Source organism: Cryobacterium sp. Y50 (assembly GCF_002929805.1).
In the GTDB taxonomy this organism is placed as follows: domain Bacteria; phylum Actinomycetota; class Actinomycetes; order Actinomycetales; family Microbacteriaceae; genus Cryobacterium.
In genome coordinates this window covers 22,871-49,630 of record NZ_PJJM01000098.1, presented here as the reverse complement: position 1 = coordinate 49,630, position 26,760 = coordinate 22,871, and the positions used below count along the sequence as shown (strand labels likewise).

Here is a 26,760-nt window from a genome sequence, read left to right as displayed (position 1 = left end):
GAATCGAGCAAACGAGTGCGTACCGGCAGTGGCACGGATATCAGTCTTAGGTGCGGTCGGGTTCGACAGCGCCGGTTTCAACAGCACCGGTTTCAACAGCGCCGGTTTCAACGGCACCGGTTTCTGTAGCGGATGCCGCGGCATCCGTTTCAGGGTCCAGATCGGCCGCGTCTTCGGGCAGTTCTTCGAGCAGCCCGGGCGGCGGCGTGATCGTGACCACACCGTTCTTGACGTCGACGCTCGGCACGATGGCCTTGACGAACGGGATCATGACGTCGCCGGTGGGCGTCTTCACGATCAGCAGATCTTGCGCGGGCATGTGCTCGAGGCGACCGATGGTACCGATGCGCACACCGTCACGCATGACGGCGAGCCCGACCAGCTGGTGGTCGTACCAGGCGTCTTCTTCTTCCGACTGCTCGGCGATGTCCGCGTCGATCCAAAGGATCGCCTTGGCGAGCGTTTCTGCCGCGCTGCGGTCGACAACATCCTTGAAAAAACCGACCGCGTGCTGGTTGTACCAGCGCAGCTCGACGAGTTCAATCGTCTTGCCGTGCCAGGCCGAACCGGTCGGAACCTGCAGGGTGAACACGGCGCCCGGGACGAAACGTCGTCCCGGGTCATCCGTGAACAGTTCAAGCTTGATTGCTCCCTTGAGGCCATGAGCCTTGGTCAGGCGCCCCACCCGCAATTGCTGGGTGCGGTCCTTCTCGCTGTCGGACACCGTCGCGTCGTTCACTGCACTAGAAATCGGTGTCGACGACGTCGACGCGTACGCGTCGACCGTCGGCCAGAGCCGCAACGAGGGTGCGCAGAGCCTTGGCGGTGCGACCGGCACGACCAATGACCCGGCCGAGATCCTCGGGGTTCACCCGAACCTCGAGCACCTCGCCTCTGGCAGAGTTCTTTTCTGCAACGTGCACGTCGTCTGGGTGATCAACGATCCCCTTGACGAGGTGTTCGAGCGCGGGAGCAAGCAACAGTTACGCCTCTTCGGTTGCTTCGGCAGCAACCTCGGGGGCCTTGGTGACCGGCTTCTCAGCCTTGGGCTTGAGAACCGGCTTCTTCTTCTCGTCAGCGACGAAAGCGACCTTCGGTTCCTTCACCTTGACGGTGCTCTTCGCGTTCTTGTCGCCCTTGAAGATGCCCCAGTCGCCCGTGAGCTTGAGGAGTGCAGCAACCTGCTCGGTCGGCTGAGCGCCGACGCTCAGCCAGTACTGCGCACGCTCGGACTTGACCTCGATAACCGAGGGCTCCTCCGTGGGGTGGTAGATGCCGATTTCTTCGATGACACGACCGTCGCGCTTGGTGCGCGCGTCGGCAACGACAATGCGGTAATACGGTGCACGGATCTTGCCCATGCGCTTCAGACGGATTTTGACAGCCACAATTCTCCAGTGTTAATTCGTTGTTTGGCGAACCTTGGGCCGTGAGCGTGGGGGCACACTCGGCATAAGCTCTATAGGATCACGTTGCACCGAGATAGAGGGTCGGGCACAACGGATCGCGACTAATCATTCTGTCAGAGATTGCTTACATTGTGATAATCGAACCTTGACGACTTTTACCGGCCCACCCAAGGAGCCCCCGTGCCACTGGAATTCGCCCGATCCGCCCGCTCCACCGTGGGCATCGAGTGGGAGGTCGCCCTCGTCGACCGCGAGACCGGGGATCTGGTCAATATCGCCGACGAGGTGCTCGACGCCCTGCGCAGCACCGACGGCTCGGCCCACCCGACGATCACCGGGGAGCTGCTGCTCAACACGGTCGAGCTCGTTTCGGGCGTGCACAACACCGTCAGAAATGCGGTGGCAGATGTCGCCGGCCAGCTCGGTGAGGTGCGCCGGGTACTTTCGGGACGCGAGGTGGACGTGATCTGCAGCGGATCGCATCCGTTTGCGCAATGGTTCGACCAGACCATCACCGACAAAGCCCGATATCACAAGCTCATCGACCGCACCCAGTGGTGGGGCCGCAACATGATGATCTGGGGAATCCACGTGCACGTCGGCATCGAGGACAAGGCCAAGGTCATTCCGATCATGAACGGTCTACTCACCTACGTGCCGCACCTGCAGGCGCTGAGCGCGTCGAGCCCGTTCTGGGCCGGCGTCGACACCGGGTATGCGAGCAACCGCTCACTCATGTTCCAGCAGCTGCCGACCGCCGGACTACCCTGGGACCTAACTGACTGGGAGGCGTGGGAGCGCTACGTCGACGACATGGCGGTGACGGGAATCATCGAGGACGTCACCGAGGTGCGCTGGGATATTCGCCCCTCGCCGCGCTGGGGCACGATCGAGATTCGAGTCTGCGACGGCGTCTCGACCACCGTAGAGCTCGCCGCGATCGCCGCGTTCATCCAGTGCCTGGTCGAGTGGATGTCCACCCGCCTCGACGCGGGCGAAGTCGTTCCGCGCATGCAGTCGTGGTTCGTGCGCGAAAACAAATGGCGGGCCGCCCGCTACGGGCTCGACGCTGAGATCATCCTCGATGCTCTCGGCACCGAGTGTCTGGTAACGGATGATGTGCGTCGCCTGATTGAGACCCTTTCCCCCGTCGCCGAGCGGCTCGGCTGCCTGCCCGAGCTACTCGGACTGCACCGCATCATCGACGAGGGCGGCAGCTATCAGCGCCAGCTCGCGGTCGCCGCCGCTCAGGGTGGCAGCCTGCCGACGGTGGTTGCGGCGCTCAGCCACGAGCTGGCCGAGGGGCTCGGAAATTAGCATGGCACAGCGTTAACGAGCCGTTCCTGGCCCCGGCGGTCCGAGTGCGGAGAAGACCTGCTCATCGTGCGGTCGACAACTCCAGTCGCGCGCGAAGTGAGCGCGCGACTGGAGTTGGTGAAGTCCTGCTCGGACGCGTGCCGAAACCGCGCAGTCACCGCGACCGACCTCCGGCTGGAAGAATCGATCAGCACGTTGCTCGCTGCCCGGGTGCAGACCATCACGATCTGCTTGTCCGAAGCGGCGACGGCGGTCGGGGACGAGAAATAGCGCGATCTCATGGAACCGGCCAGACGAGCCGCAGGCAGGGTATCTGCTCAAATGCAGGTCAGGCGTTCTTGCTGTCACGCCAGGTGAGCCAGTCGGCGGCCTTGCCGAGGTCGTAGTCGGGGCCGGAGATTCCGACGGTGAAGAGGCGGGTGCCTAGGTCGTAGAGCGCGTCCGCGTCATCCACCGTGCGTCCGCGCAGTTCGGTGGAGATCTCGATCTCGGTCATATCGCGGCCGACCTCGTCACACCAGGCGCTGAGCACGCCGAGCTTGTGCTCGAGCACCTCGGGGTTGGAAAACGAGTGCCAGATGTTGGCGTGCTGGGCGACGATGCGCAGGGTCTTCTTTTCGCCGCTGCCACCGATGAGCACGGGAATGTCGCGGGTGGGCGGCGGGTTGAGCCTGGCCCAGCGAGCTTCAATGCGGTTGAGGCTGGCATCGAGCGCATTCAGGCGGGTACCGGGAGTGCCGAACTCGTAGCCGTACTCCTGGTAGTCCCGCTCGAACCAGCCGGCGCCGGTGCCGAAGATGAAGCGTCCACCGCTGATGTGGTCGATCGTGCGCGCCATGTCGGCCTGCAGGTCGGCGTTGCGGTAGCTGTTGCAGTTGACCAGGGCACCGAATTCGATCGTCGTCGTCTGCTCGGCCCAGGCGGCGAGGATGGTCCACGACTCGAAGTGCAGGCCGTCGAGCTCACCGCTCAGCGGAAAGAAGTGGTCCCAGTTGAAGGCGATGTCGAAGCCTCGGGCCTCGACCTCGGTGAGGGTACCACGAATTTTGGAGTACTCGGCGTGCTGCGGAGCGATCTGAACGCCGATGCGCACGTTGTGGTCCGTCGTCGAAGTCATGCGACCAGCCTAGGACTACACCCGGTTGGGACCCCAACGCCAAAATTCAGCGGGGGTTCCCAGCCGGCCGGTTTCGACGTCGCGCCGCTCTGCTCCCTCTTTGTGCGACCGGGCCCGGGGCTTCCCCGGCCTACCGCACACTGTTCACCGAGCGGATGCTACCGCCCGAGCATTTTCTGCAGCGCGGCCATTTCTTCTTCGGTGGGGCCGCCGGCCTTGCCTTTGCCAGGCTGGGCGCCGGAGCCGAGGCCGAAACCGGAGCCGGCGGCATCCGCTTTCACAGACTCACCGGCGGGCTTGACGCCCGAGGCAATCGCGGCGTTCTCGGCGGCACGCTTGGCTGGATTACCCGACTTGGAGCCCTTCTTCTTGGCCACCTGCTTGGGCTTGCCGCCGTAGCCGGCACCGGGAATCGGACCCATGCCTGGGATGTTTGGCACGCCGCCCTTGGCGACGGTCTTCATCATCTTGGCGGCCTGTTCGAAGCGCTGCACGAGCTGGTTCACCTCGGTGACGGTCATGCCCGAACCCTTGGCGATGCGCATGCGGCGCGATCCGTTGAGCAGTTTCGGGGTGGTGCGCTCAAGTTTGGTCATCGACTGGATGATGGCCTCGGTGCGCACGATCTCGCGCTCGTCGAAGTTCTCCAGCTGTGCCTTCATGGCGCCGGCGCCGGGCAGCATACTCATCATCTTCTTGATCGAACCCATGTTGCGCAGCTGCTGCATCTGGCCGAGGAAGTCGTCGAGCGTGAAGGAGTCGGTCGCGAACTTCTCGGCGACCTTGCGGGCCTCGTCTTCGTCGAACGCACCCTGCGCCTGCTCGATCAGGGTGAGGATGTCACCGAGGTCAAGGATGCGGCCGGCCATGCGGTCGGGGTGGAAGGGCTCGAAGTCGTCGAGCCCCTCACCAGTGGAGGCGAACATGATCGGGCGTCCCGTCAGCGAAGCGACCGAGAGGGCGGCGCCACCGCGGGCATCGCCGTCGAGCTTGGTCAGCACGACGCCGGTGAAGTCGACGCCGTCCTGAAAGGCCTTGGCCGTGGCGACGGCGTCCTGGCCGATCATGGCGTCGATAACGAAGAGCACCTCGTCGGGGTCGATCGCCTTACGAATGTTGGCGGCCTGCTTCATGAGCTCCGCATCGACGCCGAGGCGTCCGGCGGTGTCGACGATGACGACGTCGTGCACCTTCTGCAGGGCATACTTCACGCCGTCGCGGGCGACCTTGACCGGGTCGCCAACTCCGTTGCCGGGTTCGGGCGCATAGACGGCGACACCGGCCTGTTTGGCAACCACCTCGAGCTGGGTGACGGCGTTGGGGCGCTGTAGGTCGGCGGCAACAAGCAGCGGGGTGTGGCCGTCTTTGGCGAGCCACTTGGCGAGCTTGCCGGCGAGGGTGGTCTTACCGGCACCCTGCAGGCCCGCGAGCATGATGATGGTCGGCGGCTTCTTGGCGAATTCCAGCCTGCGCTGCTCGCCGCCGAGAATCGTGATGAGCTCGTCATTGACGATCTGCACGACCTGCTGCGCCGGGTTCAGCGCCTTACTGACCTCGTCGCCGAGGGCGCGCTGACGCACCTTGCCGGTGAAATCCTTGACGACCTCAAGAGCGACGTCGGCGTCGAGCAAGGCACGACGAATCTCACGAACGGTGCCATCGACATCCGCTGCGCTGAGCTTGCCTTTGGTGCGGAGTTTTTTGAACGTCTCGGCAAGACGATCTGAGAGGTTTCCAAAAGTTGCCATGATGCGTTTAGTTTAACCGGTGGCCGCTGCTACTTCGAAACGGATGCTGAGGCGCGGTTGTGTCGAATTCGGGCAAGCGTTAGTTCTGCGCCGCCACGCTCGGTGCGATCAGCCGCTCGACCGCACAAACGACGTTCGCTCGACGAGCAGCGATTGCCGCCACGTCCGGAACGCCGCCGTGCGTGAGCACTGCCCCGGGCTCGTGTACCCAGGCCGAGGCAATGCCAAAAATGAGTGTCATGAGCTGAGCCGGTTGCCAGCAAGCATCGACCCGACCGGCAGTCTGCGCCAAGCGGATGCGCCGCACCTGTTCGTCCCGATAGCCGAGCATGACTTCGAGGGCCGGCAGCCAGGAGCCATCGGTTTCGAGGCGGGCCCAGTCGATCATGCGCAGGTGGTCGTGGTGCCGAATACCGTGATCGAACAGGGCTCCGGCAAAGGCGGGCACGTCGTTGTCGGTGAGCACGGCGTCGCTCGCGAACTCGCGCAGGTTAAGTTCCAGCACGTCGAGAAAGAGCTGCTGCTTGTCGGAGTAGTAGGCGTAGAGCCGCTCTTTGCTCGCCGAAGCACTCCGGGCGATCCGGTCGATGCGCGCCCCGGCCAGGCCGAAAGCGGCAAATTCCGTGCGTGCCGCCTCGAGAATGCGGGTCTGGGGGTCTGCTCCGTCGCGTGCCATACCCCGACTATAGCCAAAAATTCATATAAAACGAACTAGTTCGTTCGGTTTTGCCGATAAGATTGCAGGCCTGTCGACCCCACCCCGCAGCACAGTCACGCCCGGTACCGTTCCGCCCGAATCAGCACACACGACCGAACCCAGTACCGCGTCGCCCACGTCGGCGACAGCGGCATCCGCTTCGCTGACGGGCACGCCCAACCCGCGCCGCTGGTGGCTGCTCGCCATCGTCGCGCTTGCGCAGCTCACCGTCGTGCTCGACGGCACCATCGTGAACATCGCACTCCCCCAGGCACAGCTCGCGCTCGGCATGAGCGATGGCGACCGCACCTGGGTCGTCACCCTCTACTCGCTCGTGTTCGGAGCACTGCTGCTGCTCGGCGGACGCATCGCCGATTTCTGGGGCCGCAAGCGTTCCTTCATCGTGGGGATGGCCGGGTTCGCCATCGCCTCAGCCCTCGGCGGCGCCGCCCAGAGCACCTGGGAGTTGCTCGCCGCCCGCGGCTTGCAGGGACTGTTCGCAGCACTCCTCGCCCCGGCATCCCTCGCCTTGCTCACGGTGAACTTTCCCGGCGGCAAAGACCGGATCAAGGCCTTCGCCGTCTATGGCGCGATCGCCGGAGGCGGCGCGGCCGTCGGACTCATTCTCGGCGGCGTGCTCACCGAGTATGCGAGCTGGCGCTGGTGCCTCTACGTGAACGTGCCGATCGCCATCGTCGCGATTGCGGCCGCGATCCCGGTCGTTCGTGAGAGCAAAGCACACGGCAACACCCGATATGACGTGCCAGGGGCTATTCTCGTGGCGCTCGGTCTGGGATCCCTGGTCTTCGGCTTTGCGCAAGCCGAGAATGGCTGGGGAAGCTGGCCCGTGCTGGTCTGCCTCCCGTTCGGACTGGTGCTGCTGGCACTGTTCGTAGTTGTGGAAAACCGGTCCAATCATCCGCTGCTGCCGCTGCGCATTATGGCCAACAAGGTGCGCGGTGGAGCCTTTCTCACGGCGTTGCTTTCGGGGGCCGCATTGCTCGGCGGGCTGCTGTTTCTCACCCTGTACTTTCAGATTGTGCTCGGATACACCCCGATTCAGTCCGGTCTGGCTTCGCTGCCAATGACCGTGACGATCATGATCGGGGCTGGCATGCTGTCGAAGTTTCTGGCCAGCACCGGCGTGCGCCTTCCGATGATCGTCGGACCGATTGTCGGCGCGGTCGGGCTGCTCTGGATGACTCAGATCACGGTGGGCGGTAATTATGTACTCGAGGTATTGCCCGGACTGATTCTGCTCGGCATTGGGCTCTCGATGATCTTCGTGCCCCTGCAAAACGTGGCGCTCTCGGGAATCGCAGAACACGATGCCGGGGCGGCGAGCGCGGCGGTGACGGCGATGCAGCAGATCGGCGGATCGCTTGGAACTGCCCTGTTCACCGCGCTCTACACCGCTGCGGTGAGCTCATACCTGATCGGCAAGGTGCCCTCGCAGGCCGTGCAGTTCGGTGCTCTCGTGAGCGGATACCAGTCCGCCTTCCTGTGGGCGGCGATCATTATGTTCGCGGCGGCGCCCATCGCCTTCTTCCTGGTGCGCCTGCGTAAGGAAGACCTGCTTGGCTCGAGCGCAGCGGCGCACCTCGGGTAGCCTGCGCACTCCGGGCCCAACCGAGGAAACCGGGCCCATGCCCGGTCGAATTACCTGTCCAGGGCTACCAGAACGGTGTCGCCGTGCACGTCGATCGTGACGACGAGCAGGCCGTCGGTGTCGTCGGGGCTGATGGCGTATTCGAGCACCGCGAAGTGCGCTTCGCTGCCGTTGTGATGCGGGTGAAAACCGATGCGCTGCAAGCGCAACGAACGCAGAAAGTCGATCTGCTGGTCGCCGGAATCCCAGATGATGGCATTCTCGATCGCCTCCTGGTCCATCTCCTCGAGCTGCTCCGCGATGTATTGGATGGTCACCGAGACCTCGGCCGACAGGTCGGCGACGAGGGACTCACGCACCTGAGAATCCAGGTCTTCCATCGACCCGATCATGGCCGCAGCGATATCAAGGGCCTCGGCGGTCACCGAATCTTCGTCGGGCGAGCTCAGGTCGATCTCGACGCTCTGGTCGCCGAGTTCGACGGATTCCGACCAGTAGACCTCTCCTTCGTCTTCGTCGCCGAGAATTCCGAAGAAATCGTGTTCGATGCTCATAGTGCTCCTCTAAAATTTGTCATCAGCCGACGAGTTTTTGCGCGAACACGTGCGGGGTGAAACCGGTGAGGTCATTGATACCCTCGCCCTGGCCGACCAGCTTGATCGGAATGCCGGTTTTTTCCTGCACGGCGAGCACGAAACCGCCGCGTGCTGAGCCGTCGAGTTTGGTCAGCACGAGGCCGGTCACACCGGCATGCTCGATGAAGGCTTCAGCCTGGGCAAGCCCGTTCTGGCCGGTCGTCGCATCGAGTACGAGCAGCACCTCGGCGATCGGTCCCTGCTTTTCGACGACCCGGCGAATCTTGGTGAGTTCGTCCATCAGCCCGCCCTTGGTCTGCAGCCGCCCGGCGGTGTCGATGAGCACAATCTCGATGCCCTCGTTCTTCGCCTTCTCGACGGTCTGAAAGGCGACGGATGCCGGATCCTGGCCGGTCATCTGCGGCTTCACGATCTGCGCCCCGGCTCGTTCGGCCCAGGTTGCCAACTGTTCGACGGCCCCGGCCCGAAAAGTGTCGGCCGCACCGATCACGACGCTCCGGCCGTAGGTGTGCAAAAACTTCGCGAACTTACCGATCGTCGTGGTCTTGCCGACGCCATTGACGCCGACAACGAGCACAACTGCCGGCCGTTCGGAGAGAGTCAGGGTGGAGTCGAGAACGGCGAGGCGCTCTTCGATACCTTCGCGCAGCATCCGCTGTAAATCGGCCGGGTCGGTCGTGTTGTATTTGGCGACCTTGGCGCGCAGGTCTGCGATGACCGACTCGGTGACGTTCGGGCCGAAATCGGCCTGCAGCAGGGCGTCCTCGAGGTCGTCCCAGGTCTGCGCGTCGATGGTCTTCTTCGTGAACATTCCGCGCAGTGCGCCGGAGAGGGACCAGGGAGTGCGTTCAGCCATGTCCCTAGCCTAAGGGGGTGGCACGGCCTTGCGCGCGATGAGAAGCGAGCGTGTGCTGTGCCAGGCAAGCGGATGCCGGCGGCACCTTGCGCAGGCCTGCGCCGGCCGGTGCTTGCGCCGAGCACCCGCAACCTGTGTGACGCCGCGTGACAGTGTGTGACCGTGCGTGACCCCTCCCCGCAATATTGCGCGCGCAGCGCAGTAGCGTAAACGTCGTTGTCCCTGCTGATTTCGGGGCGGCGCCGCAAACCGAGGGAGCCGATGTGCCGAACGAAACCGAGACGGTGCAGACCGTTACAACCGGGGCCGAGACCGCGCCGGCAACGATCAAGCTGCCAGCGGTCCGCCCACCGCGTCCTTCTACCCGTCCCAACGGTCAGTGGAAGATTGACGGAACCGAACCGCTCAACGGCAACGAGGTGTGGAAGCAGGTCGACAACGGCCTCGCAGTGCGTGGCCGCATCGAGCAGATCTATTCCAAGCAGGGCTTCGACTCCATTGACGGCACCGACCTGCACGGACGTTTTCGCTGGTGGGGCCTGTATACCCAGCGCAAGCCCGGCATCGACGGCGGCAAGACCGCAACCCTCGAGCCGGAAGAGCTTGAAGACCGCTACTTCATGCTGCGCGTGCGCATCGACGGCGGCCAGCTCACTACCGAACAAGCCCGCGTGATCGGTGAGGTCTCCCGTGACTTCGGTCGTGACACCGCCGACATCACCGATCGGCAGAACGTACAGCTGCACTGGATCCAGATCGAGGACATGCCCGAAATCTGGCGCCGCCTCGAAGCGGTCGGCCTTGAAACCACCCAGGCCTGCGGCGACGTGCCGCGCGTGTTCCTCGGCTCCCCCGTAGCCGGCATTGCCGCCGACGAATTGATCGACCCGACCGAGGCTATCCAGGAGATCGCACGCAAGTATCTCGGCACCGACGAATTCGCCAACCTGCCGCGCAAATTCAAGACCGCCATCACCGGCCACCCCAGCCAGGACGTCGTGCACGAGATCAATGACATCGGCCTCGTCGCCGTCGAGCATCCCGAGTTGGGCATCGGTTACGACCTGTGGGTCGGTGGCGCCCTGAGCACCACCCCCCGCCTAGCCGAACGCCTCGGAGCCTTCGTCGCAGCAGACCGGGTGTCCGAGGTCTGGCGCGGCGTCGCCTCCATCTTTCGGGACTACGGCTACCGCCGCCTGCGCGGCAAGGCACGCCTTAAATTTCTGCTCGCCGAATGGGGCACCGAGAAGTTCCGTCGCATTCTCGAAGACGAATACCTCGGCTACACCCTGCCCGACGGCCCCGCTGCACCACGCCCGAAGACGCAGGGCGACCACATCGGCGTGCACAGACAGAAGGACGGTCGCTTCTACATCGGCGTGGCCCCGTTCGTCGGCCGTATCTCCGGCCAGACTCTCATCCGCCTCGCCGACCTGCTCGAAGCCCACGGCTCGAGGCGACTGCGAACGACCCCGCACCAGAAGATCGTGGTGCTCGACGTGGCCGAGGAGCACGTGGAACCACTCATCGCGGCCCTCGACGAGCTCGGGCTAGCGGCCCGGCCGAGCTTGTTCCGCCGTTCCACCGTGGCGTGCACCGGCATTGAATTCTGCAAGCTCGCCATCGTCGAAACGAAGCAGACGGCAACGGATGCCATCCTCGAGCTCGAAAAACGCCTCGCCGACATTGATGCCCCGCACCCGATCACCCTGCACGTGAACGGATGCCCCAACTCCTGCGCCCGTATCCAGACCGCGGACATCGGGCTCAAGGGCCAGCTGCTGCCCGACGGCAACGGTGGCTCCACCCCCGGCTTCCAGGTACACCTCGGCGGCGGCCTCACCTCGCCCGATCGCGACGAAGCGGGCCTCGGCCGCACTGTGCGCGGCCTCAAGGTCACCGCCGACAACCTCGCCAACTATGTCGAGAGCCTCGTGCGACGCTTTCTGGCGGCCCGCACTAACGATGAAACCTTTGCCCAGTGGGCGCACCGCGCCGACGAGGAGGACCTCAAATGAGCGCCATCAATCTGAACGCGCGCACTCTTGAAAGCGGTGCCGGGGCATCCGCTGCACCTGATCTGCCGCCGCGCCGGCCTGCTGCCGAGCTGCGCGCCCTCGCCGAGCAAGGCTCAGCCGAACTGGCGGCAGCGGCCAACGGCCGTGAGGCCACCGCCGCGGAGGTCGTCGCGTGGGTCGCCCGCAACTTCGGTGCCGCCAGTGTCGCTGTCGCCTGCTCCATGGCCGACGCGGTGCTGCCCGAGATCGTTTCGCAGCAGCTACCCGGCGTCGACGTGCTCTTTCTCGATACCGGCTACCACTTCGCTGAAACCTATGAGACCCGCGACGCGGTAGCCGCCGCCCTGCCGGTGACGGTCGTGGACGTGCTGCCACTCAGCACTGTGCCGGAACAAGACACCCTGCACGGCGCCGAGCTGTTCAATCGCGATGCCACCGCCTGCTGCGCGATGCGCAAGGTCGAGCCGTTGCAGCGTTCCCTTGGCGGTTATGAACTGTGGTTCACCGGCGTGCGCCGCGACGAAGCACCCACCCGCGCCAACACGCCGCTGGTGACCTGGGACGAACGCAACGGCCTGGTCAAGGTGAACCCGGTCGCCGCCTGGAGCTACAACGAACTGATGGACTATGCCGTCGAACACCATGTTCCGGTGAACGTGTTGCTTTCCCAGGGCTACCCCTCCATCGGCTGTGCCCCCTGCACCCAGCCCGTTGCGGCGGGCGCTGATCCCCGTTCCGGCCGCTGGGCCACCCTCGAGAAGACAGAATGCGGGCTCCACCTATGACTGCCACGCCTGCACACCGCCTCTCCGAACTCGACGTGCTCGAGAGCGAAGCAATCCACATCATTCGTGAGGTCGTCGCCGAGTTCGAACGCCCCGTGCTGATGTTCAGTGGCGGCAAGGACTCCGTCGTCGTGCTGCACCTCGCCGCGAAGGCGTTCTGGCCGGGCAAGATTCCGTTCTCGCTGCTGCACGTCGACACCGGCCACAACTTTCCGGAGGTACTCGAGTTTCGCGACAGAACCGTCGCCGCGCACGGTGTGCGCCTCACCGTCGCCAAGGTCGAAGATTACGTGGCCGACGGCCGTCTCGCTGAACGCGCTGACGGTACCCGCAACCCACTGCAGACCCTGCCGCTGCTCGACGCGATCGCGGCAGGCCGGCACGATGCTGTCTTCGGCGGCGCCCGCCGCGACGAGGACAAGGCCCGCGCCAAGGAGCGCATTCTCTCGCTGCGCGATGAATTCGGCCAGTGGGACCCGCGCAACCAGCGCCCCGAACTGTGGAACCTCTACAACGGCCGCCACACCGTCGGCCAGCACGTGCGCGCCTTCCCGATCAGCAACTGGACCGAACTCAACGTCTGGCGTTACATCGAACGCGAAAACATCGAGCTGCCCACGCTGTACTACGCCCACCAGCGTGAGGTGTACCGCCGCGACAACATGTGGCGCACGGTCAGCTCGGTCAGCCTGCCCCGCGCCGACGAAACCGTCGAAACACGCACAGTGCGCTACCGCACGGTGGGCGATATGAGCTGCACCGGCGCGGTCGACTCGACCGCGGCATCCGTTGCCGACGTTGTGCGCGAAGTCGGCGTTTCCACTATCACCGAGCGCGGCGCCACCCGCGCCGACGACCGCATCTCTGAGGCCGCTATGGAAGATCGCAAGAAAGAAGGCTACTTCTGATGCGCGCGCCCCTCGCTGCGGTCGGCGTCGCCTTGGCCGCGACACTGCTGCTGAGCGGATGCTCCAGCGCGGCCTCCGCCACCGGGCCAGCCCTGGAACTGCGCCTCGGCTACTTCGACAACCTCACCCATGCCCCGGCTCTGGTCGGCATCGAGCAGGGTTTCTTCGCCGACGCCCTCGGCGAGACGACCCTGACTGCCCAGGCTTTTGGGGCCGGTCCGGCCGCGATCGAAGCGCTCAGCGCCGGTGCGATCGATGCCGCTTATGTCGGTCCGAGCCCGGCCATGAACACCTTTGTGCAGAGCGCCGGGCAGAGCGCGGTGATTGTGGCCGGTGCCACCATCGGCGGTGCCGCCCTGGTCGTGCGCGACGGCATCGACTCCCCCGCCGATCTCGGCGGCACGACTCTCGCCTCGCCGCAGCTGGGTAACACCCAGGATGTCGCCCTGCGGTCCTGGCTCGAGGATGAGGGTTACGAGACCAGAACGACCGGTGGCGGCGACGTGACGGTCACCCCGACCGACAACGCCCGCGCGCTCACCCTGCTGCAAAGCGGGCAGATCGACGGCGCGTGGCTGCCCGAACCGTGGGTATCTCGTCTGGTGCTCGAAGCGGATGCGCACGTGCTCGTCGAAGAATCAGACCTGTGGCCGAATGGCGAATTTCCCACGACCGTGCTGCTCGTCGGCGCCGATTTCAACCGTGACCACCCGGAAACGGTGCGGGCGCTGCTGCAGGGACACACGGCATCCGTTGCCTGGCTGAACGGGCACCAGAACGAGGCGGCCGCCGTGATCAACGACAAGCTGACCGCCGACACCGGCAAGCCCCTCGCCGACGCGGTCATCGACCGCGCTTTGGGCGGCCTGCACTTCACCAATGACCCCCTGGCCGGCACTTTTGAGGTCTCGCTGCAGAAAGCGGTCGCCGCCGGCATCGCCAAAGACGGCGACCTCACTGGCCTATTTGACCTGACCCAGCTCAACGGCGTTCTCGCCGCAGCGGGAGGCGCGCCTGTTTCGGCCGCCGGACTCGGAACGGAGTAATCACATGACCCTCATCATTGAGCCCCAGGATCTCGGCACCGAAGCAGCCGTCGCTGCCCCCGAGGGAACCCTGTTCCGCTTCGCGACGGCCGGTTCGGTCGACGACGGCAAGTCCACCCTCGTTGGCCGGCTGCTGCACGACTCGAAGGCCATCCTCGCCGACCAGCTCGAAGCGGTCACCCGCACCTCCACCGAGCGCGGCTTCGGCGGTGAGAGCGGCGGGATCGACTTCGCCCTGCTGACCGACGGACTGCGCGCCGAACGCGAACAGGGCATCACCATTGATGTGGCCTACCGCTACTTCGCGACACCCGCCCGCTCGTTCATTCTCGCAGACTGCCCCGGCCACGTGCAGTACACCCGCAACATGGTCACCGGCGCCACCACAGCGGATGCCGTCATCATGCTCATCGACGCCCGCAAGGGTGTGCTCGAGCAGACGCGTCGGCACCTCAGCGTCGTGGCCCTGTTGCGCGTGCCGCACGTGATCGTCGCGGTCAACAAGATCGACCTCCTCGATTACAACGAGGCCTCCTACCGTGAAGTGGAGACGAGCGTTCGCTTGGTCACCGCCGAACTCGGCCTCGGTTCTGACTCGCGTGCGGAGGTTCACGTCATTCCCGTGTCAGCTCTGGTCGGCGACAACGTCGTCGATCGCTCCGAGCGCACCCCCTGGTATGCCGGTCCGAGCCTGCTCGAACTGCTCGAAACCCTTACGGTGATCGACGACCTCGACGAAAGCGGGCGCGCCACCGAGGCGTTCCGCCTGCCGGTTCAGCTCGTGCTGCGCCCGCAGGGCGCGGTCGTCGTCACCCCCGAGCGCGCCGACTCCTACCGCGACTACCGGGCCTACGCCGGACAGGTCGCAAGCGGCAGCATCAAGGTCGGCGACACCGTGAGCGTCGAGCCCGGCGGCGGCACCAGCACCGTCACCGGAATCGACTTCGCTGGGATTGCCCTCAACGAGGCCTTCGCGCCGCAGTCCATCGCCCTGCGCCTGACCGACAACCTCGACATTGCACGCGGCGCCGTCATCGCTGCCGCCGGCACCCTGCCGCCGGTCACCCGCACCCTTCAAGCCGATCTGTTCTGGCTCGACCCCCGCCCGCTCGCCCCGGGGGCTCGCGTGCTCCTGAAGTTCGGCACGACCATCGTGCAGGCACTGATCAGCGAGGTCACCGGCCGCCTCGACCTCACGACCCTCGGCGTTGAACCCGCCACCAGCCTGGCCGTGAACGATATCGGGCAGGCCAGCATCCGCTTGTCGCGCGATCTGCCGGTGGAACCCTACGCGCAGAACCGTCGCTCCGGGGCGTTCCTCGTGATTCACCCGCAGGATGGCGCAACCCTGGCCGCCGGTATCGTCACCACGCCGGGCGAGCCCACCCGCGCCGGCGACGGCTCCGGTGCCGGGTCGGAAGTGTCACCGTGATCTCCCCGACCCGCGTGTCTGTCGCCCCGACCCCGACTTTGACTTCGCTCGGACCGGTCGCGATCACGATCGACGGCCTCGGCAAGCGCTACGGCACCGGTCCGCTCGTGCTCGACGACATCAACCTGTCGATCGAAGCCGGTCAGTTCGTCTGCCTGCTCGGGGCGAGTGGATGCGGCAAATCCACGCTACTGAACATTATTGCCGGCCTGGAGAAACCCACCGAGGGTGCCGTCACCGTGGCGAGTGGCAAGGCCGCCGTCATGTTCCAGGACGCTGCGCTGTTTCCGTGGCTGACCGCGGGTCGTAACGTGGAGCTGGCCCTGAAACTGCGCGGGGTGCTGCGCAAGGACCGTCGTGGCGATGCCCTCGAACTTCTCGACCTGGTCAACCTCGCCGATGCCGCCGACAAACGCCCGCACGAACTCTCCGGGGGCATGCGGCAGCGCGTCGCCCTGGCCCGTTCGCTCGCGCAGGACCGCAAGGTGCTGCTGATGGACGAACCTTTCGCCGCGCTCGACGCCATCACCCGCGACCTGCTGCACGAGGAACTCGAGCGGGTTTGGCGCCAGACCGGCCGCACGATCGTGTTCGTCACCCACAATGTGCGCGAGGCCGCCCGGCTGGGGCAGCGCATTCTGCTGATGTCATCCCGTCCCGGCCGCATCGTCAACGAGTGGACCATCAGCGACACCGGCTCGCGCCGGATCGAATCCCTCGAGGTCGCCCGCCTGGGCGACGAGATCACCGACCAGCTGCGAGAGGAGATCCGACGCAATGCCGCTTGACGCTCGAATTGACACCAATCGTGGCTCAACGACCAACGACGCGAGCCACGACGAACTGCGCCGCCTCGAAGCCGGTTTGGATTCGCTGCAGGCCGTTCCCGAAACACCCCGCGGCGCCTTTCGCCGCACCCTCGACGGTGTCCTCCCTCCGATTCTGCTACTCATCGCGCTGGTCGCGGCCTGGCAGGTCTACATTCTCATCGTCAAACCCCGACCCGACCTCACTCCAGGCCCGTTAGACGTATTCGATTCCCTCGTGAGTGCCTGGTCGAGCGACCGCCTGCAACTTGCGGTAGCGACGAGCCTCGAGCGCGGCGGTCTCGGCTTTCTCATCGCCATTGCCATCGGTACCCCGATCGGGCTGCTGCTCGCGGAGTGCCGCCCGGTGCGGCGAGCCCTCGGCCCGCTGCTCTCCGGCTTGCAGGTGCTCCCGTCAGTCGCCTGGGTTCCCGCCGCGATCATGTGGTTCGGCCTCACCGACGCCACGGTGTATTTCGTCATCCTGATGGGCGCTGTCCCCTCGATCGCCAACGGGCTCGTCTCGGGCGTTGACCAGATTCCGCCGCAGCTGCGCCGCGTCGGCACGGTACTCGGCGCTTCGCGCCTGCAGATGGCGACCCTTGTAGTGTTACCCGCCGCGCTGCCCGGCTATTTCTCCGGCCTCAAGCAGGGGTGGGCCTTCGCCTGGCGATCGCTCATGGCCGCAGAGATCATCACCATGGGCGGCACGATCGGCTTCGGTCTCGGTTCGATGCTGCACCAGAGCCGCGAACTCGCCGACCTGTCCGGGGTGCTGGCCACGATCCTGGTGATTCTCTTCGTCGGAATCCTGGTGGAACTGGTGATCTTCGCCCCGATCGAGCGTCGACTGCTGCGCCGTCGTGGACTGATGGCCGCCGGCCTGCGCTGACCCGCGAGCATCCACTCTTCTTCTGTTTCATTCTGAAAGCTTGCGCCGTTGAAAGGCACACTATGATCCCTGCTTCTTCTGCCCTGCGCGTTGCCATCATCGGCGCCGGTCCGGCCGGTATTTACGCCGGCAATATTCTCAGCCGGCTCGTGCGGGAGGCCGGCCACGAGGTGGCCATCGACCTCTTCGACGCGCTGCCCGCGCCGTACGGACTCATTCGCTACGGCGTCGCCCCCGACCACCCGCGCATCAAGGGCATCGTCAAGTCGCTGCAGGAAATGCTGGACGCAGGCACCATTCGCTTCATCGGGAACGTCAGCTACGGCACCGACCTGACCCTGGCCGACCTGCGGGAGCACTATCACGCGATCATCTTCGCCACCGGCGCCATTTTGGACGCACCGCTCGTCATTCCCGGAATAGACCTGCCCGGTTCATTCGGCGCCGCCGACTTCGTCTCCTGGTACGACGGCCACCCCGACGTGCCGTTGGAGTGGCCGCTCGACGCGACCGACGTGGCCGTGATCGGCAACGGAAACGTGGCCCTTGACGTGGCCCGCATCCTCGCCAAGCACGCGGACGACCTGCTGACCACCGACATTCCTGCGTCGGTGCACGCCGGGCTGGCCGGATCGCCGGTCACCGACGTACACGTGTTCGGCCGGCGCGGGCCATCACAGGTAAAGTTCACCCCGATCGAGCTGCGCGAGCTCAATGACATTCCCGACGTCGACCTCGTGGTCTACGCCGAGGATTTCACCCCCGATTCGCACAGCGAACAGCTCGTCGCGAGCAACAACCAGGTCAAGATCATGACCCGCACGCTAAACGGATGGCTCACCCAGGCTCCACAGGGCGCCTCGCGTCGCCTGCACCTGCATTTTCTGCACGCACCGGTCGAAGTGTATGGCGATGGACGGGTGGAAGGCATCCGTTTTGAACGCACCGAACACACTGGAGACGACGGAGTGCGCGGCACTGGGCAGATCGTCGACTACCCGGTGCAGGCCGTGTATCGCGCGGTCGGCTACCGGGGAAGTGCGCTGCTGGAGATACCGTTCGATGCCGTGCGCGGCATCATTCCGAACGACGGCGGGCGGGTGCTCGATGCGGCCGGCGAGCCTCTGGCCGGCCTGTATGCCACCGGCTGGATCAAGCGCGGTCCGGTCGGCCTGATCGGCCACACCAAGGGCGATGCTCTGGAGACAGCGACCCGGCTCCTGGCGGATCTGCCGGGGCTGGTGGCCGCCGAAACTACTCATCAATCCTCAGAGAGGATTCTGGAATTGCTCACGGGCCGCGGCGTGGAATTCACGACCTGGACCGGCTGGCGCACCCTGGACGCGCACGAGCAGCTGCTCGGCACCCAGGATTTGGTCACTCCCGGGCGGGAGCGCGTCAAGGTGGTCTCTCGGGCTGAACAGGTCGCGATCTCTCGCACGGAAGCGTTGGTGGCCCTGTGACGTATGTGATCGCTCTTCCGTGCGTCGATGTAAAAGATCGTGCCTGCATCGACGAATGTCCGGTGGACTGCATTTATGAGGGCGAACGCTGNGCGTCGACTGCGGCGCCTGCGAACCGGTCTGCCCGGTCGAAGCCATCTACTACGAAGACGACCTGCCCGAACAATGGGCCGACTATTACAAGGCCAATGTCGAATTCTTCGACGACCTCGGCTCCCCGGGCGGCGCAGCCAAGGTCGGCGTGCTCGCCAGAGACCACCCCGTCATCTCCGCACTGCCGCCGCAGGGGTAGCGACGCGACTGCTAAGGTCTAGCCCATGGATACGGCTCGGAATTGAGGCCTGCACTGTGGGTGGCCCTGCTCATTGCAGCCGCACTTCTCATCGCGCTCGTGCTTCTGTATGCCGCGGGCCTGCTCGGCAACGAAGCGGTGGCGAACGCCGCCACAGCATTCGCTTAGGTCGGAACCGCTTCCAAGGTGATGACGGCGAGAAAGCCCCGTCCGAGCACCTCAGGGACTGGATCGTCGCCGCGCACGGTATCGAGGGGACCCAGTTTGGCTTCCTCGCCGCCGGCGGTCACGACGGCATTTCCCTTCAGAAGGAGGGCGAACTGGTCGTTGAACACCGGCTGGGTGCGTTTTTTCGACAGCTCGACAATCGACAGAAAGCCCTTGACCACTCCCTGTCGCGCCATCACGTTCAAGTCTTTGGTGTCGCCGACGGGCAAGGCGCAGCTGGTCACGCTGTCACCGGAGAACCGGAATGGCCGGTATTGTTCCATGGCGTGCTCTGTGCCATCGACGGTCACGACCATGAGCTCGCCCTCGATCACCGTGAGGATGCGGTCGACTCCTGGAAAAGTCGAGAAGTCGCCAGCCGCGGTCACATTGGCGATGCTGATGCGCCAGTAGAAGTCCACCGCGCCGGCAGGAAAAGATGCCACCTCGCGGGTAGTGCCGCCGCCATTGCGCCAGGGTACGGGCCGAAGAGCGTCATATCGAATGATGTGCATGATTTCAGGCTTAGGTTAGCAGACGGCCATGGGGTTCGACGTTGATCGCAAGTACGGCGGTGAACGCGGGTGGACACGCCACCAGGTCTCGGTGCTCGAAGCCAACGAAGTTTTGGCTGATGTTAACGTGCAACGGTTCGACTCGGATCCCAAAAGCACCTCTGGTCAAGGCACTCCGATGTCGACCCTGTTACGCGGCTGGATGCTTGATGGACTCGCCGCCAACCGTGAGAAGTCCATCGCAACAGCCCTTGATCGCGTCACACCCGACGTCCAGCGGCTGCGTGAATTGGTCGCCTGACCGAGGCGGTTGCCTGGCCTCATTCGCAATCTGCGTATGATCCTGTCGTCAGCGGCATCGGCGGGCGCCTGCATCCGCGACTTCGTCCGCGATCGGTTGGCGCTTCGGTAACCGCCGTAGCGCCCACCAATAACGGGCGCGGTCGCGGGTTAGCTCGCGGTAGCGCCCTCTCGTTGGTCAGTACGAGTCCCCACGCGCTGGCCGAGGACGGCGCTGACCCCGTCTTGCCGCATGCTGACGCCGTAGAGGGCATCCGCTATTTCCATGGTGCGTTTCTGGTGGGTGATGACGATGAGCTGGCTGGTTTCGCGCAAGTCTTCGAAGATGGTCAGCAGCCGGCCGAGGTTGGCGTCGTCGAGGGCCGCTTCCACCTCGTCCATGATGTAAAACGGGCTGGGGCGGGCCTTGAAGATGGCGATCAGCAGCGCGACCGCGGCGAGGGAACGTTCACCGCCCGAGAGTAGTGACAACCGTTCGATCTTCTTGCCGGCTGGTTTGACCGACACCTCGATGCCGGTCGTCAGCGGGTCGTCAGGGTCGGTGAGCCAAATACTGCCGCTGCCGCCGGGAAACAGCACCGGGAACACCTCGGCGAAGGCCGCCTGAGTGTCGTCGAAGGCGTCGGAGAAGATGGCCTGCATCTTCTCGTCGATGTCGGCGATGATGGTGAGCAGGTCGCTGCGAGTTTCGGTGAGGTCGGTGAGCTGTTCGGTGAGAAATCGGTGCCGCTGTTCGAGCGCGGTGAATTCTTCGAGCGCGAGCGGGTTGACCCGGCCCAACTGCCCGAGCTTGCGTTCGGCGGCCGCAAACCGTTTCTGCTGTTCAGCCCGATTAAAGCGGATCCCGCCGGCCGCGCTGTCGCGGTCGCTCGTGCTGCGGTCGTCGCTGTTGCACTCACCGGTAGCGCATTCACTGGCCCCACTGGCTTGCGCGGTGCTGTCGGACGCGAATTCATCAAGGACGATCATGCCGTCGGGCGGGATCAGCTGGTCGGGCCCATACTCGGCCACGAGCACGTCTTCGGTCAGGCCCAGTTCGCTGCCGGCCCGTTCGAGCAGGGTCGAGAGGTGCAGCTTCTTCTCGTAGATCTCGAGTTCGAGACCGTGCACGTTTTCGGTGATCGCGGCCAGCCGCTCACGCAGGGTGTTCTCGTCGCGGCGGAGCTGCTGCAGTTCGGTGTTCTGGCTGGTGCGTTCGGCCTCGGTGCTGGCTAAGCGCAGCCGGGCCTCGGCGACTGAACGGTCGGCCGCGGCGAGCACGGCCGGGAGCGCCTCGGCGACGCGGGAAGCAGCGTCCACTTGGCGCCGGCGAATGACGGCGCGCTGGGCTGCGGCCTCAGCTGCCGCATGCTCGGCCGCGAGCTGCCCGCGCAGGGCGACGACGTGTGCCTCGCCGGCACACACCCGTTCGCGGACCGTTTCGACCTGGAGGCGGGCCTCCACCTCAAGATCCCGGGCGATCTCCAGCTCACGGTAGAGCGCGTCGCGCACGGTCGCATCGAGGATGGGTCGCGGCCGAGACTGGGCGCTCAGCAGCGTGGCGGACGACTGAGCGACGACGGCTTCGACCTCGACGACGGCGATGGTCGCGAGCTGCCGGGCGGCGCTGACCCGGGCGAGGTCGGCGGTCGCGGCATCGGCCTGCACGGTGAGGCGTCCGCGGCGTTCCGTCTGAGTGGCGAGCTGGGTTTCGAGGGCACGCACGGCCGCCCGCGCGCTGACTGAATGTTCTCTGTGCGCCTGCAGCAGCGTGCGCTCTTCAGCGAGGTCGAAGCGTACCCGCTCGATCAGTGCTGTGACCGTGGTCAGCTTCTCGGCGGCGGTGTCGCGTTCGGCGACGAGTTCGAGTTTGCTCTGCCGGGCGCCGGAGCCGCCGCGCACGACCCACGGGCTCAGCACCTCACCGGCGAGCGTGATGATCGTCATGGTGGCGGGCAGTTGGGCGGCGCGGGCCAGTGCGAGACCGTCGGCGATCACGGTCTGGGCGAGCAGCGCGTGCACTCCGGTCGGCCCGTCGACGACCGACGTCGCCCAACGGATGCCCGCGCTCAGGTCAACGCTGGAGTCAACGCTGGAGTCAACGCCAGGAGCCAGGGTGTCGTCACCGTCTGCGATGAGGAGGTCGACCCGGCCAAGATCGCGGGTGTGGGCATGACCGATGGCGTCCAGGGCTACCTCACGGTTGTCGGCCAGCACCGCGTCGGCGAGAGACCCGAGCGCGGCGGCGATCGCCGCCTCAAACCCGGGGCGCACGCGCACTTGGTCGGCCACCAGGCCCCGGATACCGGCGAGCGTCGCGCTGAGGAGCGCGGAGGAGCCGTCTTTCTGGTCGAGTGCGAGGGAAAATGCACCCTGTCGTGCCGCCTGGGCGTCGCGTTCTCGCTCGTGCTGGTGCAGCTCATCGCGCAGTCGCTCTAGCTCTGCCTCGACGCGGTGCACTGCGGCCTGCGCCAGTTCGAGTGCCTCGGATAGGTCGTTGGAGTCTGGTTCTTCGGCGGCCGCGGTCACGGCCGTTTCAAGCTCGGCGAGCTGGCTTTGTGCCTTCTCGCTGCGATCGGTTGCCGCGTCGAGGGCGTTCTGCTGCCGCAGTTGTTCGCCACGCACAGCGGCCAGCCGCGACCGGGCCGTCTCGGACTGGCCGGTCAGCTGGGAAATTTCGAGATCATGTCGGGTGACGAGCGCGGCCTGAGCGGCGATGTCCTTGTCGACGGCATCCAGCTGCGATCGTACTGCCGCGCTCTGCTTGCGGGCGGTGCCCCAGGCAGTCTCGGCCGTTCCGATGCTGGCGCGCAGTTGTTCGACCTCGGCAGCAGCATCCGTCAGCATGACGGGCGTGACGCTGGAGGCGGGACCGGACGGCTCAGTCTGAGAACCGAGCAGGGCCAGTCGCTGGTTGGCGAGGGTGAACAGGCCGCGCAGGCGTTCCTGCACTGATTCCAGGCCGTGACTGGTACGGCGGGCCAGATCGACGGCGTCGCCGACCTGAGCTAGTTCGAGCCGCTGCACCCGACCCTGCTTCTGCGACAACTGTTCCTGCAGCACAACCCGTTCGGTGTGCCGTTCGCTTTCGGTGTGATTGTGGGCGTCGAGCGCGGTGCGCAGCAGCACGACGTCGTCAGCGAGCAGGCGGGCGCGGGCGTCTCGCACGACGGCGGCGATGGTCTGCGCTTCACGGGCGATTTCGGCTTGACGGCCGAGCGGTTTGAGCTGGCGGCGAATCTCTCCGGCGAGGTCGCTCAGCCGGGTGAGATTGGTTTGCATGGCGTCGAGCTTGCGCAGCGTCTTCTCTTTGCGACGTCGGTGTTTGAGAATGCCGGCGGCCTCTTCGATGAAACCGCGGCGTTCTTCCGGGCTCGCACGCAGCACGGCGTCGAGCTGTCCCTGCCCCACGATGACGTGCATCTCGCGGCCGAGGCCGGAATCGCTGAGGAGTTCCTGCACGTCGAGCAGCCTGCAGGTACGCCCGTTGATGGCGTAGTCGCTCGCACCGTTGCGAAAGAGGGTGCGCGAGATGGTGACCTCGGAGTACTCGATTGGCAGGGCGCCGTCGGAGTTGTCAATGGTGAGGATAACCTCAGCCCGACCGAGCGGCCCGCGCGTCGAGGTGCCGGCGAAGATGACGTCTTCCATCTTGCCGCCGCGCAGGGTTTTTACGCCTTGCTCGCCCATCACCCAGGCGAGCGCGTCGACCACGTTGGACTTGCCTGACCCGTTCGGGCCGACCACACAGGTGACGCCGGGCTCGAAGGCGAACGTCGTCGGCTGCGCGAACGATTTGAACCCCTTGAGGGTGAGGCTCTTCAGATACAACGGGCACCCTTTCGGTCGGTCGGCCGGCCGCGAATCCTGGTTTCGGGGCTGATCCAACGGTACCCTGCGCCACCGACAGCGGCCGGGACATCCGCTTTTTGAGAAGGGTGGCGTGCAGAACTGGGGAGATTACCGCTATTTCGGCGGCCTCAGCGCTCATTTCGGGGCGGCAGGCCAAATTGTCCGCGGTTCTGTACGGGGCCGGGCGCACGGACTACTGTGGCGCAGCACGAGCGCCTTCTCGATCAACGAACTCGTCAGTCCCGCTACACCGCCCGCGCCCAGCTGGTTCGACTTTGTGGCGGTCTCCGCGCTGCGGAACCGCGTCGAGGCAGAGGGGTGGTGTGCCCAAGGCGGGGGCCGAGTAGGCCGACCGTGGACTCCGGGACGCTGCACGCGTTACCGAAAGCTGCTCGCGTACCGAGCGTACCGAGCGGGCTGGCGGGGCAGCAGCTTCAGCTAGCGCGAGCCGCGCGGCGCTGCGTGATTGGCAGGCGCAGGCGCTGGCAGCGGGGGCAGAAGTGCGAGCCGCGGTTCATGAACTGCTCGCGCACGATCAGGGTGCCGCAGCGAGAGCACGGCCTGCCCTGCCGACCGTAGGCCTCGAGGCTATGCGCAAAGTAGCCGGACTGCCCGTTCACGTTGACGTACTGGGCGTCGAAGCTGGTGCCGCCCTCGGCGAGGGCGCGGTGCAAAATGGTGCGTACTGCCGCGAGCAACGTCCTGGCCTTCGCCGGCGACAGCGACGCTGCTGGCTGCTCGTAGTGCATCCGCGCGGCAAAGAGCGCCTCGTCCGCGTAAATATTACCGATGCCGCTGATCAGATTCTGGTCGAGCAGCGCCCGCTTGATGCCGGTGTTCTTGCGCGCGAGGGCGGCGAAGAAAGAGCTCGAAGCAAACGACGGGTCGATCGGGTCGCGAGCAATATGCGCTACCTGCGAGGGAATGCGGTCCTGCCAGGCCGCATCCGCATGTAGCTGACCCGAATATCCCCCCGGCAGTCCGTCACGGGTCGGCCCCATTGCGTCGACGGCCATGCTGCCGAAGATGCGTTGGTCGACGAAATTGACCCAAAGCTCGCCGTGGGTCGGATGTTCCAGCGTTAAACGGATGCGCAACATGCGATCCAAGGCGGCGCCCGGTGTGCGCAGCAACACCTGGCCGCTCATCCCGAGGTGAATGACCAGGGCGCGATCGCTGTCGAGGGGCAGCCAGAGGAATTTGCCGCGACGCACTGCGGCGAGAACTCGCCGCCCCGTGAGCTGTTCGGCGAACGACCCAGCCGCCGGAACGTGGCGGCGCAGGGAACGCTCGTCGAAGATTTCTACCCCGGTTACCAGAGCGTTGGTCACGGCCGGCTGCAAACCGGCGCGCACGACTTCAACCTCGGGGAGTTCGGGCATAAAAGTTACAGCGCGTTGAGCCGGTCGATGGCCTCGCGGGCCGCGGCCATCTCGGCGAACTTCTTGCTCGGGCCGACGCCTTCGGCGGTTACGGCCGACCCGATGACGACCGTCGCGACGAACACCTTGGAGTGATCGGGGCCGGTGCCTTCGAGTGTATAAACCGGAACGCCGACGCCCAGGCTCGCGGCGAGTTCCTGCAGGCTCGTTTTCGGATCCATCGACACCCCGAAGTGGCCAGGTTCAGCCAACAGTGGCTCGATCAGACGCAGCACGAATGCGGTGGCAACTTCGCCACCGGCATCCAAAAACGTGGCGCCGATGAGCGCCTCGACGGTGTCGGCCAGAATGGATGCCTTGTCGCGGCCGCCGGTGAGGATCTCGCCCCGACCGAGCAGAATATAGTCACCCAGGCCGAGGCCACGGGCAATCTGCGCGAGAGCTGCCGTCGATACCAAACTGGCCCGACGCTTGGCGAGGTGACCCTCGTCGAGGTTCGGATAGGTGCGGTAGAGCATGACTGTGACGGCTTGCCCCAGAATTGAGTCGCCGAGAAATTCCAGGCGCTCGTTGGTGGGAATGCCGCCGTTTTCGTACGCAAAAGACCGGTGGGTCAGAGCAAGCTCCAGAATCACCGGTTCAATCTGCACGCCGAGGGTCGCCAACAGGGGCGACCGCTCGGTATTAACGCTTTTCATCGACCGAGTTCCGGTCTAACGAGAGAAGACGACTTAAACGTCGGCGACTTTACGGCCCTTGTATTCCATGAACAACGGGGTGCCGGTGGAGTCGGTGACAACCTTGGCGCGGTGCGGCAGGCTGTAGCCAACCTTGCCACCCTCCATGGTCTTGACGAGGGTGGGAGGCGTGGCCTTCCACTGCGCGCGACGCGAGTGGGTGTTGGAACGCGACATCTTGCGCTTCGGTACTGCCATGACTACTTCTCTTCTCTGTCTGAAACATGGATGTCCGCATCCATGTCTTTGTCTGTGGAAGCCGTAAACCCCGCAAGCGCTGACCACCGGGGATCGTAGCTCTCGTCGGAAACGAGTTCGGGCAGTTCGGCAAGCGGCTGCCCGGTCTCACTGTCAAGACCAGGGCAATCACGCCGACATACCGGCTGGAACGGAAGTGATAACACTACCGCGTCCCGGATCAAAGATTCCAAATCGACGTGGTCGTCCAAAATCTCAAACTCGAAGGCTTCCTCCTGAGGATAACCGAAAAGCTCGGCAAAATGAACTCGGACCGGTAGGTCGATGTCTTTCAAGCATCGGCCGCACTCTCCGAGTGCCCGCGCATAAACCTCGACGCTCACCAGAATTCCCTCGTGCATCGCCTCGAGGCGTAGCTCGGTCGACAGGGTCGACCCGGCTTTCACCGCCACGAGGCCGGCACCGAGATCGTCGGGCACGTCGATGTCGAGGTGGCGTTCGTGCATGGTGCCCGGGCGGTTAATGAGGTCACGCACGTCGACCGTGTACGGCGTCTTCTTGAACTTAGTCACGGTCGTAAATTGTACGCTTTCTGCGTG

At 65.2% G+C, this 26,760-nt stretch carries 27 protein-coding genes and 1 pseudogene; 14 read left to right on the top strand and 14 right to left on the bottom strand.

Going from position 1 to position 26,760, the window contains the following annotated elements:
• Nucleotides 1-46: 46 nt before the first annotated feature.
• Genes rimM through rpsP form a run of 3 tightly spaced genes read right to left on the bottom strand, consistent with a single transcriptional unit; the run spans nucleotide 47 to nucleotide 1,388 of the window.
• Complete coding sequence (gene rimM, locus CXY73_RS14540; protein WP_233198357.1) at nucleotides 47-739, bottom strand: ribosome maturation factor RimM; 693 nt, start codon at nucleotides 737-739, stop codon at nucleotides 47-49.
• Between the two features lie 4 nt (nucleotides 740-743).
• A complete protein-coding gene (locus tag CXY73_RS14535; RefSeq protein ID WP_092108900.1) occupies nucleotides 744-980 on the bottom strand; it encodes an RNA-binding protein in 237 nt (78 codons plus the stop codon).
• A gap of 3 nt (nucleotides 981-983) precedes the next feature.
• The gene (rpsP, locus tag CXY73_RS14530; protein ID WP_104134920.1) at nucleotides 984-1,388 is read right to left on the bottom strand and encodes a 30S ribosomal protein S16; all 405 of its coding nucleotides are present in this window, start codon (nucleotides 1,386-1,388) and stop codon (nucleotides 984-986) included.
• Between the two features lie 201 nt (nucleotides 1,389-1,589).
• On the opposite strand from rpsP, the gene CXY73_RS14525 reads away from it, so the two are divergent.
• Nucleotides 1,590-2,726 (top strand): glutamate--cysteine ligase, encoded by a 1,137-nt coding sequence (locus CXY73_RS14525; RefSeq protein WP_104178112.1) that lies wholly within the window; start codon nucleotides 1,590-1,592, stop codon nucleotides 2,724-2,726.
• Nucleotides 2,727-2,822: 96 nt separating this feature from the next.
• Entirely contained in the window at nucleotides 2,823-2,996 is a 174-nt protein-coding gene (locus CXY73_RS21590; protein ID WP_158254131.1) for a hypothetical protein, read from the top strand.
• 58 nt (nucleotides 2,997-3,054) lie between these two features.
• Here CXY73_RS21590 and CXY73_RS14520 read toward each other — a convergent pair whose 3' ends face one another.
• The 3 genes from CXY73_RS14520 to CXY73_RS14510 form a co-directional block, all read right to left on the bottom strand.
• A complete protein-coding gene (locus CXY73_RS14520; RefSeq protein ID WP_104134922.1) occupies nucleotides 3,055-3,843 on the bottom strand; it encodes an LLM class F420-dependent oxidoreductase in 789 nt (262 codons plus the stop codon).
• A 158-nt stretch (nucleotides 3,844-4,001) separates the two neighbouring features.
• Nucleotides 4,002-5,591: a signal recognition particle protein gene (gene ffh, locus CXY73_RS14515; protein ID WP_104178111.1), complete on the bottom strand. Its 1,590-nt coding sequence runs from the start codon at nucleotides 5,589-5,591 to the stop codon at nucleotides 4,002-4,004.
• Between the two features lie 79 nt (nucleotides 5,592-5,670).
• Nucleotides 5,671-6,267, bottom strand: a complete 597-nt coding sequence (locus tag CXY73_RS14510) for a TetR family transcriptional regulator (RefSeq protein WP_104134924.1) — start codon at nucleotides 6,265-6,267, stop codon at nucleotides 5,671-5,673.
• Nucleotides 6,268-6,337: 70 nt separating this feature from the next.
• Here CXY73_RS14510 and CXY73_RS14505 point away from each other — a divergent pair, with 70 nt between their 5' ends.
• Nucleotides 6,338-7,897 (top strand): MFS transporter, encoded by a 1,560-nt coding sequence (locus CXY73_RS14505; protein ID WP_369831248.1) that lies wholly within the window; start codon nucleotides 6,338-6,340, stop codon nucleotides 7,895-7,897.
• Nucleotides 7,898-7,947: 50 nt separating this feature from the next.
• On the opposite strand, the gene CXY73_RS14500 is transcribed toward CXY73_RS14505, so the two are convergent.
• Nucleotides 7,948-8,451: a DUF2004 domain-containing protein gene (locus CXY73_RS14500; protein WP_104134926.1), complete on the bottom strand. Its 504-nt coding sequence runs from the start codon at nucleotides 8,449-8,451 to the stop codon at nucleotides 7,948-7,950.
• Between the two features lie 22 nt (nucleotides 8,452-8,473).
• Complete coding sequence (gene ftsY, locus CXY73_RS14495; protein WP_104134927.1) at nucleotides 8,474-9,349, bottom strand: signal recognition particle-docking protein FtsY; 876 nt, start codon at nucleotides 9,347-9,349, stop codon at nucleotides 8,474-8,476.
• A gap of 284 nt (nucleotides 9,350-9,633) precedes the next feature.
• On the opposite strand from ftsY, the gene CXY73_RS14490 reads away from it, so the two are divergent.
• The 10 genes and pseudogenes from CXY73_RS14490 to CXY73_RS23250 all read left to right on the top strand — a co-directional run bounded on the left by CXY73_RS14490 (nucleotide 9,634) and on the right by CXY73_RS23250 (nucleotide 19,159).
• A complete protein-coding gene (locus tag CXY73_RS14490) occupies nucleotides 9,634-11,367 on the top strand; it encodes a nitrite/sulfite reductase (RefSeq protein WP_104178141.1) in 1,734 nt (577 codons plus the stop codon).
• Nucleotides 11,364-12,152 (top strand): phosphoadenylyl-sulfate reductase, encoded by a 789-nt coding sequence (locus CXY73_RS14485; protein ID WP_104178109.1) that lies wholly within the window; start codon nucleotides 11,364-11,366, stop codon nucleotides 12,150-12,152. Before CXY73_RS14490 ends, CXY73_RS14485 begins: the two co-directional genes overlap by 4 nt.
• Nucleotides 12,149-13,060: a sulfate adenylyltransferase subunit CysD gene (gene cysD, locus CXY73_RS14480; RefSeq protein WP_233198355.1), complete on the top strand. Its 912-nt coding sequence runs from the start codon at nucleotides 12,149-12,151 to the stop codon at nucleotides 13,058-13,060. Before CXY73_RS14485 ends, cysD begins: the two co-directional genes overlap by 4 nt.
• A complete protein-coding gene (locus CXY73_RS14475) occupies nucleotides 13,060-14,106 on the top strand; it encodes an ABC transporter substrate-binding protein (RefSeq protein ID WP_104178108.1) in 1,047 nt (348 codons plus the stop codon). Before cysD ends, CXY73_RS14475 begins: the two co-directional genes overlap by 1 nt.
• 4 nt (nucleotides 14,107-14,110) lie before the next feature.
• Entirely contained in the window at nucleotides 14,111-15,538 is a 1,428-nt protein-coding gene (locus CXY73_RS14470) for a sulfate adenylyltransferase subunit 1 (protein WP_104178107.1), read from the top strand.
• 38 nt (nucleotides 15,539-15,576) lie between these two features.
• Complete coding sequence (locus CXY73_RS14465) at nucleotides 15,577-16,326, top strand: ABC transporter ATP-binding protein (RefSeq protein WP_104134960.1); 750 nt, start codon at nucleotides 15,577-15,579, stop codon at nucleotides 16,324-16,326.
• A complete protein-coding gene (locus CXY73_RS14460; protein ID WP_104178106.1) occupies nucleotides 16,316-17,236 on the top strand; it encodes an ABC transporter permease in 921 nt (306 codons plus the stop codon). Before CXY73_RS14465 ends, CXY73_RS14460 begins: the two co-directional genes overlap by 11 nt.
• Before the next feature lie 62 nt (nucleotides 17,237-17,298).
• Complete coding sequence (locus tag CXY73_RS14455) at nucleotides 17,299-18,699, top strand: FAD-dependent oxidoreductase (protein WP_104178105.1); 1,401 nt, start codon at nucleotides 17,299-17,301, stop codon at nucleotides 18,697-18,699.
• Nucleotides 18,696-18,991 (top strand): annotated as a pseudogene (gene fdxA / locus CXY73_RS14450) (ferredoxin). The gene CXY73_RS14455 and the pseudogene fdxA overlap by 4 nt, the downstream one beginning before the upstream one ends.
• Before the next feature lie 42 nt (nucleotides 18,992-19,033).
• Nucleotides 19,034-19,159 carry a hypothetical protein gene (locus CXY73_RS23250; RefSeq protein WP_255411387.1) on the top strand — a complete coding sequence of 42 codons (126 nt, stop codon included), beginning with the start codon at nucleotides 19,034-19,036 and terminating at the stop codon, nucleotides 19,157-19,159.
• Here the strand turns inward: CXY73_RS23250 and CXY73_RS14445 are convergent.
• Nucleotides 19,156-19,713, bottom strand: a complete 558-nt coding sequence (locus CXY73_RS14445; RefSeq protein ID WP_104178104.1) for a HutD family protein — start codon at nucleotides 19,711-19,713, stop codon at nucleotides 19,156-19,158. The genes CXY73_RS23250 and CXY73_RS14445 overlap by 4 nt on opposite strands.
• A gap of 28 nt (nucleotides 19,714-19,741) precedes the next feature.
• Between CXY73_RS14445 and CXY73_RS14440 the strand changes: the two genes are divergently transcribed.
• The gene (locus CXY73_RS14440; protein ID WP_104134935.1) at nucleotides 19,742-20,014 is read left to right on the top strand and encodes a hypothetical protein; all 273 of its coding nucleotides are present in this window, start codon (nucleotides 19,742-19,744) and stop codon (nucleotides 20,012-20,014) included.
• A gap of 149 nt (nucleotides 20,015-20,163) precedes the next feature.
• Here CXY73_RS14440 and smc read toward each other — a convergent pair whose 3' ends face one another.
• The 5 genes from smc to CXY73_RS14415 form a co-directional block, all read right to left on the bottom strand.
• A complete protein-coding gene (gene smc, locus CXY73_RS14435; protein WP_104178103.1) occupies nucleotides 20,164-23,823 on the bottom strand; it encodes a chromosome segregation protein SMC in 3,660 nt (1,219 codons plus the stop codon).
• A 455-nt stretch (nucleotides 23,824-24,278) separates the two neighbouring features.
• A complete protein-coding gene (mutM, locus tag CXY73_RS14430; RefSeq protein WP_104134937.1) occupies nucleotides 24,279-25,226 on the bottom strand; it encodes a bifunctional DNA-formamidopyrimidine glycosylase/DNA-(apurinic or apyrimidinic site) lyase in 948 nt (315 codons plus the stop codon).
• Between the two features lie 5 nt (nucleotides 25,227-25,231).
• Nucleotides 25,232-25,924 (bottom strand): ribonuclease III, encoded by a 693-nt coding sequence (gene rnc / locus CXY73_RS14425; RefSeq protein WP_104134938.1) that lies wholly within the window; start codon nucleotides 25,922-25,924, stop codon nucleotides 25,232-25,234.
• 33 nt (nucleotides 25,925-25,957) lie between these two features.
• Nucleotides 25,958-26,161 (bottom strand): 50S ribosomal protein L32, encoded by a 204-nt coding sequence (rpmF, locus tag CXY73_RS14420; protein WP_104178102.1) that lies wholly within the window; start codon nucleotides 26,159-26,161, stop codon nucleotides 25,958-25,960.
• 2 nt (nucleotides 26,162-26,163) lie between these two features.
• Nucleotides 26,164-26,697: a DUF177 domain-containing protein gene (locus tag CXY73_RS14415; protein WP_233198354.1), complete on the bottom strand. Its 534-nt coding sequence runs from the start codon at nucleotides 26,695-26,697 to the stop codon at nucleotides 26,164-26,166.
• Between the last annotated feature and the right edge of the window lie 63 nt (nucleotides 26,698-26,760).